Origin of the sequence: Labrys sp. (in: a-proteobacteria) (genome assembly GCF_047605565.1) — a bacterium.
Lineage (GTDB): Bacteria > Pseudomonadota > Alphaproteobacteria > Rhizobiales > Labraceae > Labrys > Labrys neptuniae.
In genome coordinates this window covers 42,341-57,544 of the sequence record NZ_JASGFM010000031.1, presented here as the reverse complement: position 1 = coordinate 57,544, position 15,204 = coordinate 42,341, and the positions used below count along the sequence as shown (strand labels likewise).

The 15,204-nt window shown below is 65.3% G+C and carries 9 protein-coding genes; 6 read left to right on the top strand and 3 right to left on the bottom strand.

Features of this window, described 5'->3' with window-relative positions:
• Positions 1-39: 39 nt before the first annotated feature.
• On the bottom strand, positions 40-5,655 hold the full coding sequence (locus QM672_RS23395) for an autotransporter domain-containing protein (protein ID WP_415085478.1): 5,616 nt from the start codon (positions 5,653-5,655) through the stop codon (positions 40-42).
• A 407-nt stretch (positions 5,656-6,062) separates the two neighbouring features.
• Between QM672_RS23395 and QM672_RS23390 the strand changes: the two genes are divergently transcribed.
• Both QM672_RS23390 and QM672_RS23385 read left to right on the top strand, forming a co-directional pair.
• Positions 6,063-6,923 carry a helix-turn-helix transcriptional regulator gene (locus tag QM672_RS23390; RefSeq protein ID WP_415085476.1) on the top strand — a complete coding sequence of 287 codons (861 nt, stop codon included), beginning with the start codon at positions 6,063-6,065 and terminating at the stop codon, positions 6,921-6,923.
• A 178-nt stretch (positions 6,924-7,101) separates the two neighbouring features.
• Positions 7,102-7,545 (top strand): SRPBCC family protein, encoded by a 444-nt coding sequence (locus QM672_RS23385; protein ID WP_187829496.1) that lies wholly within the window; start codon positions 7,102-7,104, stop codon positions 7,543-7,545.
• A 58-nt stretch (positions 7,546-7,603) separates the two neighbouring features.
• Here QM672_RS23385 and QM672_RS23380 read toward each other — a convergent pair whose 3' ends face one another.
• Entirely contained in the window at positions 7,604-9,082 is a 1,479-nt protein-coding gene (locus QM672_RS23380) for an aldehyde dehydrogenase (RefSeq protein WP_415085500.1), read from the bottom strand.
• A 272-nt stretch (positions 9,083-9,354) separates the two neighbouring features.
• Positions 9,355-10,845 (bottom strand): APC family permease, encoded by a 1,491-nt coding sequence (locus QM672_RS23375; protein WP_311943994.1) that lies wholly within the window; start codon positions 10,843-10,845, stop codon positions 9,355-9,357.
• Positions 10,846-11,131: 286 nt separating this feature from the next.
• Between QM672_RS23375 and QM672_RS23370 the strand changes: the two genes are divergently transcribed.
• From QM672_RS23370 to QM672_RS23355, 4 genes are read left to right on the top strand one after another with little or no spacing between them, the layout of a single operon-like run.
• Complete coding sequence (locus QM672_RS23370) at positions 11,132-11,932, top strand: IclR family transcriptional regulator (protein WP_415085473.1); 801 nt, start codon at positions 11,132-11,134, stop codon at positions 11,930-11,932.
• Positions 11,932-13,185, top strand: a complete 1,254-nt coding sequence (locus tag QM672_RS23365; RefSeq protein ID WP_415085471.1) for a Tm-1-like ATP-binding domain-containing protein — start codon at positions 11,932-11,934, stop codon at positions 13,183-13,185. The genes QM672_RS23370 and QM672_RS23365 overlap by 1 nt, the downstream gene beginning before the upstream one ends.
• Entirely contained in the window at positions 13,182-13,832 is a 651-nt protein-coding gene (locus tag QM672_RS23360; RefSeq protein WP_415085469.1) for an HAD-IA family hydrolase, read from the top strand. Before QM672_RS23365 ends, QM672_RS23360 begins: the two co-directional genes overlap by 4 nt.
• Positions 13,833-13,844: 12 nt before the next feature.
• Positions 13,845-15,203, top strand: a complete 1,359-nt coding sequence (locus tag QM672_RS23355; protein WP_415085467.1) for an aspartate aminotransferase family protein — start codon at positions 13,845-13,847, stop codon at positions 15,201-15,203.
• Position 15,204 lies beyond the last annotated feature (1 nt).

The following is a 15,204-nucleotide window of genomic DNA, read 5'->3' as shown; positions in this document are numbered from 1 at the left end:
GGAAGTCAGCTTTGCGAGGCAATCGACTGGCGCCGGGCGTCAGAACCGCCAGTTGAAATTCGCCTTGAAGGCATGCTGCCGGGCTGAAGCGGCAAGCTGCCCATCATAGGAAAGACCGAGGGTTGCGGCGCGCGAAAGCGCCACGTCGATGCCGGCTTCCACCACTGCCGCATCCCGGGCAATCGGCACGGCCGCCACAGTGAAGGCGTTGCCGACGGAGAAGGCCTGGGTCGAGAGCGGCGTGGTGGTGCCGAAGGCGTGGCGCCAACCGAGCGAGCCGCGCAGCGTGGCGGTAGTGCCGCCGACATCGATATTCGTCGCGGCCCTGAAGCCGAGGGTCGAGTAATAGGTGTCGGTGGCCTGGCCATTGGCATGGAGCGCCGCCGCCCCGCCCTGCTCGGTGAAGGAGCCCGTGTCGAGGCTGACATAAGCGAGATTGGCGAACGGCTCCAGCGATGCATAGGATGTATCCACCCGATAGCCAAGATCGCCGAAGGCCTGGAAGGTGCCGGCGCGATAGTCGCCCTTCAGGCTGTCGACGAGGCCAGGAATGACGACCGAGCGGCTGGTGTCGATGTCGTGCCAAGTGTAAGCGAGGCCGGTGCGCAGGCCGAGCCGACCGCCCGGCACGTTCCAGCTCGTGCCGCCATAGAGGCCAAAATGGTAATTGTCGCTGGTGCCGGAAGAGGCACGATCCCGGGCCTTGAAGTCGCTGCGGCTGTAGCCGGCGAGCACGCCGAAGCGCCAGGCCTCGAAAACCGGCATGTCGGCGCCGACGAAGAAGCCGCCGGTCGAGGTCGAGAGCTTGGCGGCATTGCCGTCGCTGTCGATCCGGCCCCAGGCGCCGAAGCCCTGGCCCCAGACGGCAAGCCGATCGGCGGTGGGCGAAGCCGCCTGCGGACCGCCCGCGCCATAGACGGTGACTGGCAAGGACGAAGCGCCGACATCGCCGAAGGCGGCGCGGATACGGCCGGTGGCGGCATCGCGAATGAAGCGGCTGTCCTCGATCAGCACGCTCTTGGCGGAAGCATGGATCTCCCCGGAAAGCTGGTCGAAAGCCGCGCGGATCAGCGCCTTGTCGTCGGGCAGAAGGGCGATGGCATCGTAGACCGGGTGACCTGCGGCCAGCCCGATGCTCTCGATGCCGCCGGCCGTCGCCCGCTGGTTGCGGGTCTGGCCGACGCTGCTGAAGTCGATGAAATTGCGCTTGAGGTTGAGATCGACGGTGCCCGCCCCATAGTCATAGGCGAGCTCCGGGGTCAGGAAGGCGAAATCGGTGGTGACGCTGTCAAAGCTGCCCGACAAGGTGCCGTCGGCGGACAGGATCGTGTAGCTTGAGCGCAGTTTGTAGGCACCGTCAGCGCCGATATGGGCGACGGAGCCCCCCTTCAGCGTGGCATTGCCGGTGACATGGACGAGATCGGCATCCGTGCCAGCGGGATCGACCTCCACGGCAAGATGCGAGCCCGCGTCGAAGACGAGATTGCCGTTGACGGTGAAAGTACCGATGGAGTTGCCCGGCGCGAGCGTGCCGCCGGAAGCGATGGTGATGACGGAACCGACGCCGGAACCGACAGTGCCATGGCCGCCGAGCAAGGCGCCGTCCTCGACGTTGAGCGAACCGCCGAGCACGGCACTGGCATGGCCGGCGTCCGAGCCGACGATCAGCTCGCCGGCGGTGACGTCCGTCGTCCCGGCGAAGGCCGAACTGTCGCCGTCATAGAGGAGCGTGCCCGAGCCGGCCTTGATGAATTTGCCGTTGCCCAGGAGGGAGCCGCCATAGAAGGCGTTCGCCGTCTGGTCGAAGGTGAGGGAAGCGCCGGTGACGATCTGCGCCCTGCCGCCGAAGCGTTCGGCGGCGCTGGTGAGGTTGCCGGCCTCAATCGCCCAGTCGAGGCTGGAAACACCCGTGAGGGTGAGGCTGCCGGTTCCCCGCTTATCCATGACACCGGAGGTCCCATCGAGGCCGACGATATCGCCGGCAAAGCTGGCATCGGTGGTCTGGTCGAACACGACGATCCCCGCATTGCCGATATTGCCCGAAATCGAGGCGGCATTGCCGATCAGCCCGCCCTCGCGCACCAGGGTGTTGCCATAGGCATTGCCGGCATTGTCGAGACGCAGGATCCCGCCTCCGGTCTTGAGCAGGTCGCCCGGTCCCGAGACGGCGCCGGTCAGGCCCAGCACGGTATGGCCGCCGACATTGAACTCGCCGGCCTGCGCCAGCGTGATGGCGCGAGCCATGTCGAAGGTCTGCGTCGTCGCCAGCTTGCCACCGTTGAAAATCAGGCCGCCGGAAGTCGCGCCGAGATTGGCGTCGGCCGAGATCTGCAGCGTACCGTTTCCGATCTCGGTGCCGCCCGTATAGGTGTTGGTGCCGGCCAGGATGGTCGTACCGCTGCCGGCCTGCCAGAGCCCGCCCGAACCGGAGATCACGCCGGACAGGGTCAAGGTGTTGGAACGGTTGACGGCGAGCAGGCCGTCATTGGCGATATCGCCGAGAACCGAGCCGGTGGTGCCTCCATTGCCGAGTTGCAGCGTGCCGCCCTCGATCCGGGTCCCGCCGCTGTAGCTGTTGTCGGCAGCGAGGATCAACCGGCCATAATCGGTCTTTACCAGCTTGTTGGAGCCGGTGAGCTCGGAGGCGATGGTCGCCGTCATGGCACTCGCCGGATTGCCGTCGCCGACGCGGATGATGCTCTCGCCGCCGGAGGCCGCGAGGGCGATGGCATCGCCCTCGATACGATAGCCGTCCACGGCGAAATTCATGCCGGCGGACGCGATCGCGCCGGCGCTGGCGTCGACGCGGATAGTGCCGGCCGTGCCCTGGAAGACCGCAAAGGTCGGGTTGGGCTGATAGGGGCCATTGATGGAGCCGTCCTTGTCAGTCCAGTTGCGCCCGTCGGCGCGCCAGACGCCGCCGCCACCGTCCACGGCGCCATTGTCGCGCTGGCCGGCATTCTCGCCGTCCCAGAAACCGAGCGCCATACCGGCGGTGGAGATGAGGTTGACCTGACCGGCGACCGAGGTCTGGATGGTCAGGTTGTCCGGGACGACACCGGCCGGCAACGTGCCGATCTCCAGTCCATTATCGGTCAAGCTGCCGCCGTAACCGATGAAGGTGTAGACGCCAGGGCCGAAGCCGCCCTGGTCGGTGACGTTGAGCGTGCCGTCGAGCGTGAGGTTGCCGCCGACCTGGAAGAGCGGTGTCGCCGAGGCCGAACCCAGGGCAACATTGACGTTCGTGCTGGAGGCGAGGTCGAGATTGCCGTCGACGGTCAGAGTCTTGCCGGCCGCTCCCGTCAGAACGCCGCCGGAGAAAACGAGATCGCCTTCGATCGTGCCCCCGCCGGTCACCGTACCAGAGCCGTAGACATCGACCCGACCGCCGAGCACGCCGTCCACGGTGAGGGTCCCGCCCGTGACTGAAGTGGGCGCGCCGAGCTGGCCGGCGATCACGAGATTGCCGCCGACAACACTGGCGCGGCCTGTGAAAGCGCTGCTGTCGCCCGTCAGCCGCGTCGTGCCCTGGCCGCGCTGCAGGATCCCGCCGCTGCCCGACAGGGTGCCATCCAAGGTCAGGTTGTCGGATCGATTGAGAATGAGAGCGCCGTTGACCGCCACATTCCCGACGATCGAGCCACCCGTGCCGCCATTGCCGAGCTGGAGACTCGTGCCGACGGCGATCGTCGTACCGCCTGTGTAGGTGTTGGCACCGGTAAGGATCTGGATACCCTCCCCCTGCACGACGAGGCCGCCCTGGCCGGTGATCCCGCCGCCGAAATCGACCGATGTGGCGGTGTTCAGGATCAGGGAGTTGCTACCCAGGGATACCGCGGTGCCGGAGACACCTGCGAGCGCGCCGATGGCCTGATCACCAGATCCAAGGCTGATATCAAAGGCCGCGCCAGGGCCCGACAGTGTCACGGCGCCATTGGCAGCCAGCCTGCCCGCGCCCGTAAGGGCCAGGGTACCTCCGGCTACGGTGGTGCCGCCGCCATAGGTGTTCTGCCCGGACAGGGTCAGCGTGCCCGCCCCCTGCTTCACGAGCCCCCCGGTACCGGTGATGGCCCCTCCATAGGTCGTGTTGAAGGCAGTGCTCGAGGTCAATGTGTTCGAGCCGAGCATGATCGTGGTGCCCCCATTGCCGGCGAAGGCGCCGATGGTCTGGTTGCCGCCCGAAGTGCTGATATCGAAGCTGCCGCCCGCTCCGGTGATGAACACATTGCCGTTCGCCGCGAGGCTGCCTCCGGCGCCGAGCGCGAGCGTGCCTTTCTCGATGGTGGTCCCGCCGCTATAGGTATTCGCGCCGGTCAGGATGGTGGTGCCGGTGCCCCTCTGCACGAGCGCCCCGCTACCCGAGACGATACCGGACAGCGTCGAGGTGTCAGAACGATTGACGACCAATAGGCCGTTGTCCGTCACGTTCCCCACGATCGAGCCCGAGGTGCCGCCGACGCCGAGCTGCAATGTCCCGGCAGAGATGCTGGTGCCGCCCGTATAGCTGTTGTCGCCTGACAGCACGACCGTGCCGCCGCCTGTAGCCGTGACCTGCCCCGCGCCGGATATCACGCCTGAAATCGAAAGATCGCCGTCGGTCGTGTCGAACGTCACCGAGGAGCCGGTGCCGAGTGTGATCGCATTGCTCACCACCGGCACACCGGCCTCCTGTGCGGTTATTGTCGCAGCAGCGTTGGTGATCAGCTGGATGTCGCCCACCAGCATCGAGGTGGACCACAGTTTCAGCGTGTTGCCTGTCCCGCCGAAGCGAATGGAGGCACCATGGGTCAGGCCATTGGCCTCGAGCCCGCCACTGATCTTCCCATGATTTTGGATGGTGCTGTTGCCATTGGTCATCACACCGATGCCGGCTTCGGCGCCATTGGCAGCCCCACCGACAATATCCGCCCAGTTTATCAGGTTGACGCCGCTGCCGACTAGGTTGACCCCGGCGCCACTGTTGCCTCCGATCGATCCGCCCGTGCCGCTTCCGCCAACGCCCCCGACGATCGTTCCCAGGTTGGCGATGTTCGTACCGTTGCCGAACACCAGCAGACCGTCACCACCGCCACCGCCGCCGCCCGGGTTTCCGCCGCCACCACCATTGCCGCCATTGCCTCCCTGGATCAGCCCTTGGTTGCCGATGACGGTATTCGGCTGAATGGAGACCACGCCCGCACCACCGCCGCCACCGCCACCGCCATTGCTTGCCGAGCCCGACGTTCCGAAACCGCCGGTGCCGCCATTGCCGCCACGGAGAGCCCCAATGCCCGAAACGCTGAGATTCGTTCCGATAATATAGTTGCCGCCGCCGCCACCGCCGCCGGATGAAAAATTGAATCCATTCGATCCCGGCGAGCCGTCGTCGGCTTTGACAGGAGTAGCCACAACCACGCCGTAAATAACCTGGCGCCCGCCGCCGGTTCCTCCCGCGCCTTCCCCTGCCCCACCGGCCCCGCCCTCGCCAGCATCCCCGAGCGTGCCGGGGATTTGCACCGTGGCGCCGCCAGGCTCGAAGGCGGTGGCGTTGCCGCCGCCGCCATTACCGGCCCCGCCGATGCCGCCACGATCATAGCCCGCACCGCCGGCAGCGTCGCAGGCGGTGGAGTCGACTGTACAGGCTCCGGCCCGAGCGGGGGCCGCCAGGCCGGTCACACCGAGCATCATTGCGAGAGGAGAAACCGTGGCCAACGCCCATAGACGGCGTCTGCTCGATGCAATTTTGGAGCGACCGCCACGCCGGCCGCCAGATTGCCCTGCAGCGGAACCCGCCGCCGCGCCTTCCCATATCGTCACCGCAATGCCCCCGGCGGCCGTCGATAGAATATCGAAGGGTCAGGACCGATCACGGCAACGCCGGCCACTGACGAATCCAACGCGCTGCGCCACGGTGGATAGAACAGCAACATTCCCAATAAATCTTCGTCTGACTATTACCCGAAGGGGTATGATTGTGCTGATATGGGTGTCGATCGCGGAGCATTACTGCGGCAGGTAGGTTCTGCAATCGGTGAAACGACGCAAAAACTGAAATCGCACCCCAGATTTTTCCGCAGGATCCCATGGACAGGGACAACAAACTCGATACTGAGATCATTCGCCTCTACGAAGCGGAGCCGGATCTGCAGACGCTTCCCGCTCTTCTATTCGCCGCCATCGGCCGCCTGGTCGATGCGGAAGTGGTAAGCTTCACGGAATTTCACCATCCCAGCCGTGACTTTCGCGCTCTGGTATCCGTCGGCGACGATCCCGGCCGGCGGGCCAACGCCATGCAGGCCTTCGCGCGGCATATGCACTCCCATCCGTTCTGGCAGCATGATCCGTCCTTCTATGGCGATAAGGCCCTGCGCGAGTCGGACTTCTTCAGCGATGAGGAATTCATCGAACTCCCGATCGCAAGGGAGGCATTCCTGCCGTCCGGAGCCCGCCGGATGATCGGGATCGTGATGGAGCACTCAGGTTATGCCGTTTCGATCGTCGGCCATCGCATCGTGGGCCGGCCGGCTTTCAGCGATGATGATCGCGATCGGCTGCAGGCCTTCCGCACTCACATCCTGCGATGCTACCGCCAGGCTCAGGAACGTACCCTGGCCAAGCTCACGCCGGCCCACCGGCTGCGGCTGGCATTTCCCACGCTGACGCCGCGCCAGGTCGAGGTGGCATCCTGGATCGCCCAGGGCAAGTCGAACCAGGAGATCGCGGGTATCCTCGAGATCGGGCTCGACGCCATCAAGGCCCATGTCAAGGCGATCAACCTAAAGGTCGATTCCGACAGCCGGCGCGCGGCGATCGTGATCGCCCATACCACGCCTCCCTTCGCAAAATTGCCGCCGCTGTGGAAGCTCGATCTGGAAAGCTGGAGCGGCGGCGGCGAAGCCAGGCAGATCCGCTTGCCGGAGGGCCTGCCTTCCGGAGGGATGTGAACGCCGCCATCGACCGAGCTGTGCCTCGATGGAATCCCCGCGAGGCCTTGGCCGATGGAGGCGGGTGCCAAAAAATCTGTGCCGCCCTGTCGGACCGGTGGAGCGGTGTTCGTCCTCGGGGCATGGCAAATGCCTTCGCCCATGACTTTCCGCTCTCTCAGTCAAGAGGACAATGACCATGCCCAGCACCATCCGCCTGCACCGCGTTCTCGCCACCAGCCCCGAAAAGGTCTATCGGGCCTTCCTCGAAGCGGATGCCCTTGCAAAATGGCTGCCGCCGAACGGCTTCACCTGCACGGTGCATCATTCCGAGCCGACCGTCGGCGGCACGTTCAAGATGTCGTTCCGCAACTTCACCACGGGTCATAGCCATTCGTTCGGCGGCGAATATCTCGAACTCGTGCCAGGCGAGCGGCTGCGCTATACGGACAAGTTCGACGATCCCAATCTGGCAGGCGAGATCGTGGTGACCGTGGCGCTGAAGAAAGTGTCCTGCGGCACCGAGCTGAACATCGAGCAGGCCGGCATTCCCGACCTCATCCCACCCGAGGCCTGCTATCTCGGCTGGCAGGACTCGCTGCGCAACCTGGCGCGGCTGGTCGAGCCGGAGATCAATCAATAGTTTTGGCCCACCCACCAGGGCGCCAGGCCTGGCGCCCTGGTGATGACCACGCGTTCAGTCAAAGCTGGATCCAGGCCGTCTTGAGATCGCTGTATTTGTCCAAAGCGTGCAGCGACTTGTCATGGCCGTTGCCGGACTGCTTTACGCCGCCGAGAGGCACGGTATTGTCGGCACCACCATAGGTGTTGACATGCACCACACCGGCACGCAGGGCGCGAACCATGCGATGGGCGCGCGAGAGGTCGGCGGTCCAAACAGCGGAAGCGAGGCCGTAATCGCTAGCATTGGCGATAGCGATCGCCTCGGCCTCCGTCTCGAAGGGAATGATCGACAGGATCGGGCCGAAGACTTCCTCCCGCGCGAGCGTCATGCCGGGCGTGACATCGAAGATCGTCGGCTGCATGTAGAAGCCGCCGCTTTCCTGGAGAATCTGCCGGCCGCCCGTGCGCAGGCGCGCGCCCTCGCCGAGGGCCTGCTCGGCATAGGCCAGGTCCTTCTTCAGCTGCGCCTCGCTGGAGACGGCGCCGATCTCGGTTGAGAGCTCCAGCGGATCGCCGACTTTCATGGTGGAAGCGATGGCGGCGAGCTTTTCGGAAAAGGGCTCGTGAATGGAACGATGCACCAGCAGGCGCGAACCGGCGACGCAGACCTGGCCGGCATTGCGGAAGATGCCCTGGGCCGAGAGCTTTGCCGCCCGATCGAGATCGGGCGCGTCGGCGAACACGATGTTGGGGGACTTGCCGCCGAGCTCGAGATAGACACGCTTGAGATTGGAGCGGGCCGAATATTCGAGCAGCCTGCGCCCGACGACGCCCGAACCGGTGAAGGCTATGACGTCGATATCGCCATGCAAGCCGAGCGCCTCGCCTGTCACCGCCCCCCTGCCCGTGACAACGTTGAGTACGCCTTCCGGCAGGCCGGCCTCGGCGCACAGGGCAGCCAGTTTGAGAAGGCTCAGCGAAGCTCCCTCCGCCGGCTTCAGCACCACGCAATTGCCGGCCGCCAGCGCCGGTGCGATCTTCCAGGCCCCGATCATCATCGGGAAGTTCCACGGCACGATGGCGGCGACGACGCCGACCGGCTCGCGATGGATGAGCCCGAGCACGTCGCTGGCCGTGGGCGCGATCTCCCCGTAGACCTTGTCGATCGCTTCGGCGTAGTAGCGGAAGGTCGCCGCCGCACTGCCCGGCTCGGCCTTCAGCGCCATGGCCATTTCCGTACCGTTGTCGCGCACGCCCAGCACGGCAAGATCGAGGGCATCTCGCTCGATCAGTTCAGCGATGCGCAGCAGCACCTTCTTGCGCAGTGAGGGCGCCGCCTTCGACCAGGAGCCTTTCTCGAAAGCGAGGCGGGCGGCGCGCACGGCGCGGTCGACATCGCCAGCCCCGGCATCGCCGATTGTGGTCAGCTTCTGCCCATCGATCGGCGAGATGACGTCGAGGACGGCGCCATCCTGCGGCTCGCTCCAATTGCCGCCGATGAACAGCGATTGCGGGACGACGGGAAGAAGCCGGAGGCGGTCGATCTGGTCCTGCATTTCTGAACTCTCACGGATGGGGACGGTGGGCGTATGTCCACCGTCAGGATTGGAGCGATCGCCCATCTTCAACCCACGACCACAGTCGCTCATTGAGAAAAGCTCCGTTGTTGTCATGCTCGGGCTTTGTCCCGGGCATCCAGTCCTCGCTGTTTCAGGTCACGTTGCCCTCTGGATTGCCGGGACAAAGCCCGGCAATGACAAAGGTCGTGTTTCCCGATCCTTCAGGCAGCCTCTCGCGAAAGGCCAGATTTGCTCTTGCGGCTGTCAGGCTACACCTCCTGGCCGACGCCCAGCCTGGCAAAGGCAGTAGCGTCGGTGGATTTCAGCCGGGCAGCCGCAAGGAAGCCGATGATGCCAGCAATCGGCACCAGGCCCGGCAGCAACACGGCGAGCACGCCATTGGCGCCCGCCAGTGCCCCGAAATTCACCGCGATGAAATAGACCAGGGCCAGCAGGATCAGGCCGGTCACCACCGGCAGGATCTTGGTCACCAGCACATTGCCTTCGAGCCCTGGATTGCGGGTGAAGAAGGCAACGATCGCCAGCGCCGTGAAGGCCATCAGCAGGATGATCGCCAGGGTCGCGACATTGGTGAGCCAGGAGAACAGCGCCAGCACCGGATCCTGGCCGGTGGCGGCAAAGAGCGCGACCACCAGCACGGCGATGACGGTCTGGATCATCGAGCCGACATGGGGGCTCTGGAACAGGGGATGCGTCACGCCGATCGAGCGCGGCAGAAGCCCCTCGCGGCCGGCGACATAGATGTAGCGCGCCACGCCATTGTGGAAGGCGAGCACGCCCGCGAACAGGCTGGTGATGAACAGAAGGCTCATCACCACGGTGATCCAGTGTCCGACATAGCGTTCGGCGAGGCCGAAGAGGAAGGTCGTCGGATCGGCAAGGCCCTGCAGTTGCGGCACGAGCTTGTCGACGCCGGCACCGTTCACCATCAGCCATGAGGTCAGCATGTAGAACACGCCGATGATCAGCACGGAGATGTAGGTCGCCCGCGGCACGGTCCTGTGCGGTTCGCGGGCCTCCTCGCTGTAGATCGTGGTCGCCTCGAAGCCGATGAAAGCGGCGAAGCAGAACAGGATGCCGATGGCAGGCGTGCCGCTCCAGAACGCCGCCGGCGTGAAAGGCGTGAGGGAGAGGCCGGCATCGCCCCCCTTGAAGAAGATCGCCGCATCGATGACCAGCACGACCAGATATTCCAGGGCGACGAGCACAGTGAGGATCCTGGCCGACAGATCGACGCGGCGATAGCCGAAAACAGCCACCGCGGCGATGCCGACATAGGTCCACACCCACCAGGGCAGGTCCAGGCCGAACTGTTCGGCGAAGAAGCCCTTGGTCGCCGCGCCGAACATGCCGAACACGCCGATCTGCATGCAATTATAGGCAAGAATGGCGATGAGGGCCGCCGCGCCGCCCATCAGGCCGCCAAGCCCCTGGGCTGTATAGGCATAGAAGGCGCCGGCGTTGCGGATATGGCGGGCCATGGCGACATAGCCGACGGCAAAGAGCAGCAGGATCAGGGTGACCAGTACGAAGGTCAGCGGGATGCCGGGGCCATTGCCCAGCAACATGGACAGGGGCACACCGCCGGCGACCGCCGTCAGCGGCGCTGCAGCCGAGACCACCAGAAAGGTGATCGCCCCCACGCCGAGGCTGTTCTTGCGGAGCTGGTTGGATGGTTGGCTTTGCGAGTCGTGTCGCGTGTCTTGCCGCGAATCTTGCCGCGAATCTTGCACGGTCATGGGTGTTCGTTCCCCTGGTTGAAGGCGCCGGCATGCATGGGGAAGCCCGCCCGCCGTTTCGTCTGAAACGGCATGAACGATGCTGCCCCTTATTCTTGTTGGCCGTCTGTATTGATGCGCAAACTTCGGTTCAATATTTGAACCGTTACTTCAAATATAGACTTGCAAAGAACCGCGGCAGCTGTCAAGTTATTTCGCATGTTAATTATCTCGGGTCCCGGCAGAAGAACCCGCAAGGCTCCCGGTGCACCGGAAGCCGACACGAACCGACCCCGGTGGAGGAAGAATGAGCACGATCGGCAAGGCCCTTTCATTGCTGGACACCGTGTCGCGCCTTGAGGAGGAGGCGGGGCTGACCGACATCGCCCGGCTCTGCGCCCTCGATAAGGCCACCACACGGCGTTTCCTGGTGGAGCTCACCAAGCATGGCTTCGTCGAGCAGGACCCGGTGACACGCAAATACCGCATCGGGGCGGCGCCGGTGCGCCTCGCCCGCATTCGCGAGGCCCGCTATCCCTTCCTGCGCATCGCCCTGCCCCATATCAAGGCACTGGCGGAGGCCTCGGCCGAGACGGTGCATCTTTCTGAATTTTCGGGCGGCCAGCTCGCCACCATCCACGTCGAGGATTCACCACGGGCTCATCGGGTTATCGTCGATGTCGGGGGTAGCCTGCCCTTCCACGCGACGGCGTCGGGGCTCGCCTTCCTGGCCTTCCGCCCCGCGGCAGAGATCGCGGCTGCCCTGGCATCGCCGCTGGAACGCTTCACCGAGCATACGATCACCGACCCGGCCAGGATTGGCGAATTGCTCGGAGAAACCAGGGCTCGAGGCTTCTCGATCGGCCATCAGGGCTTCGAGATCGGCGTGGTCAGCGTGGCCGCCCCGATCCTTGCACCCAACGGGCAGCCGATCGGATGCATCGCCGTTGCCGCCCCGACGGTACGTGTCGGCAAGACGGCCCTGCAGGCCTTGGGTGCCCAGGCCGTCGCCACTGCCGAGGCCATTTCGGAAAAATATTACGGTCTGGAACGCCCCGCTGAAGCCAAGGCTCGTCTTGGTACCGCTCGTCTTGGGAGGACTGCCTGATGAGCACGGTGGTCTCGGTGCCCAGAATACTCGTCATCGGAACGGGCGACACCAAATCGGACGAATTGCAGTTCATGGCCTCCGTCATCCGGGAAGCGGGCGGACGCCCCGTCATGGTCGATGTCAGCATCCTGGGTGATCCGCCCTATCTCCCCGATCACTCCAGGCACGATGTCGCCGCGGCTGCCCGAACCTCCATCGATGCCATCATCACCAGCGGGGATGAGAACAGCGCGATGGCCCTGATGGCACAGGGCGCGTCGGCCCTCGTCCTCGACCTCTACCGGGCCGGCAAGATGGATGGCATCATCGCGCTCGGCGGTTCGATGGGCACCGACCTCGCCCTCGACGTATCGGCCGTCCTGCCAGTGGGCATCCCCAAATTCGTCGTCTCGACGATCGCTTATTCCCACCTCGTTCCGCCCGAGCGCATCGCGCCCGACCTGATGATGATTCTGTGGGCCGGCGGCCTTTATGGCCTCAGCGGCATTTGCTGCGCCGTGCTGTCGCAGGCCTGCGGTGCCGTGGTGGGTGCAGCCCGGCATAGCCGCAAGCCGGATACAGCCCGCCCCCTAATCGGCATGACTTCCCTTGGCTCCACCTGCCTCAAATATATGAAGCATCTCAAGCCCGAGCTGGAACGGCGGGGCTATGACGTCGCGGTCTTTCATGCCACCGGCATGGGCGGGCGCGCCTTCGAGGCAGTAGCCGAGAAGGGCGGCTTTGCGGCAGTGTTCGATTTCTGCATCCAGGAAGTCAGCAACCACCATTATGGCAGCATCGTCACCTCCGGTCCCGACCGCCTGGAGAATGCCGGACGCGCCGGCGTTCCCCAGATCGTCGCCCCGGGTGCCGTCGATATGGTCGACCTGCCATCCTGGCGCGAGCCGCCGCCCGTTCTGGCGGACCGCCCCTACCACGCCCATAACCGCCTGATCGGCTCGGTGACCGCCTCGCCTGAGGGCCGGCGCGAAATCGCCCGGGTCGTCGCCGCCAAGCTCGGGCGGGCCGCCGGCAAGACCGCCTTCCTGCTGCCGATCGAGGGATTGCAGGAATGGGACAAGCAGGGCGAACCCCTGCACGATCCGGCCGGCCATGCCGCCTTCGTGGACGAGATCCGCAAGTCCCTGCCGCCGAACGTCGCCCTGCGGGAGATCGACGCGCACATCAACGCGCCGCACTTCTCGGACGTCGCGCTCGCGCTCTTCGACACCTGGGTGGCCGAGGGCATCGTCCCGGAGGGACGGCCATGACCGGCGAACGCGCCCTCATCCTCGATTTCGGCGGTGTCGTCACCCGCACCCTGTTCGAAACGCATGACGTCACCGAGCGCACGCTCGGCCTGAAGCCTGATACCCTTACCTGGCGCGGCCCCTTCGCCCCGGAAACCGATCCGCTCTGGGTCTCGATGCAGCGCCAGGAGATCAGCGAGCGCGACTACTGGCTCACCCGGGCCCGCGAGGTCGGCCAGATGGTCGGCGAAGACTGGACGGATATGCAGACCTTCGTGCGCCGGGCCCGCGGCGCTGAACCCGGACTGGTGCTGCGCCCGGAAGCGCGCGATGCCATCCTGCAGGTGAAGGCGGCGGGGCTGAAGCTCGCCATCCTCTCCAACGAACTCGACCTGTTCTACGGCGTCGAATTCCGCCGACGCTTTCCCTTGATCGACCGTTTCGACGTGATCGTCGATGCCACCCATACCGGCATTCTGAAGCCTGACCCGCGCGCCTATGAGCAGGTGCTCGCCGAGCTCGGGATCGCCCGGGAGGCTTGTGTCTTCGTCGACGACCAGTTGAAGAACATCGAGGGCGCCAGAGCGGTGCGCCTGCCCCATGTCCATTTCGACGTCACCCGGCCGTCCCAGGGCTATGCCCAGGCACTGGCCATGCTCGGCCTTTGAGAGGAATGAACGATGCGTGAGACCAATTTCCTGATCGAGAACAATGCCCGCCAGCTCTGGCATCCGATGGCGCATCCGGCCGACATGCAGGCCAATCCGCCGCGCATCATCACCTCCGCCAGGGGCGTCGAGATCACCGACATCCACGGCAAGACAGTGCTGGACGGCGTCGGCGGGTTGTGGAACGTCAATCTGGGCTATTCCTGCGACCCGATCAAACAGGCGATCAAGGACCAGCTCGACGAACTGCCCTATTACTCGACCTTCCGGGGCACAACCAACGCGCCCTCGATCGAGCTCGCCTATGAGCTGGCGGAGTGGTTCAAGCCGGACGGACTCAGCCGCGCCTTCTTCACCTCCGGCGGCTCGGATTCGGTGGAAACCTGCCTGCGGCTGGCGCGCCAATATCACCGGGTCAACGGCCAGCCCGAGCGCACCAAGTTCATCGCCCTGAAGAAGGGCTATCACGGCACCCATTTCGGCGGCGCCTCCGTCAACGGCAACCAGCACTTCCGCCGCAACTACGAGCCCTTGTTGCCGGGCGTCTACCACCTGCCGGCACCCTGGCCTTACCGCAATCCGTTCGGCACCGAGGACGGCGCCGAGATCGCAGCGGCGATTGGTCGGCTTTTCGAGGAGGAAATCGCCTTCCAGGGCGCCGATACCATCGCGGCCCTGATCCTCGAGCCGGTGCTCGGCTCGGGCGGCATCATCGTGCCGCATGAGAGCTTCCTGCCGCTGATGCGCGAGATCTGCGACCGGCACGGCATCCTGCTGATCGCCGACGAGGTGATCACCGCCTTCGGCCGCACCGGCGCCTGGACCGGATCGCGCCTGTGGGGCATCAAGCCCGATCTGATGTCGACGGCCAAGGCAATCACCAACGGCTATTTCCCCTTCGGCGTGGCGATGATCTCGGAGACGATCGCGCAGGCCTTCGAAAGCAACAAGAACACGCTCGCCACCATCAGCCATGGCTACACCTATTCCGGCCATCCCATCGGCGCGGCCGCCGCGATCGCCACGCTGAAGGAAATCCGCCGGCTCGACGTCGCCGCCAACGCCGCCGCCCGCGGCGGCGAGCTCGGCCGGGGCCTCGACGGGCTCAAGGCCCGGCACGAACTCGTCGGCGACGTGCGCGGCATCGGCCTGATGTGGGCGCTCGAACTGGTCGGCGACCGCGCCAAGAAGACTGCGGCCGCCAAGGATGTGATGCAGAAGGTGCAGGACGTCGCCTATGAGGCCGGCGTGCTGGTGCGTACCTCGGGGGCCAATGTCATCATCTCGCCGCCGCTGGTGATTACCGCCGGGGACGTGGCACGCATCGTCGCTGCCCTCGATGCCGGGCTGAGCGCCGCGGGAGGGCGCTGAG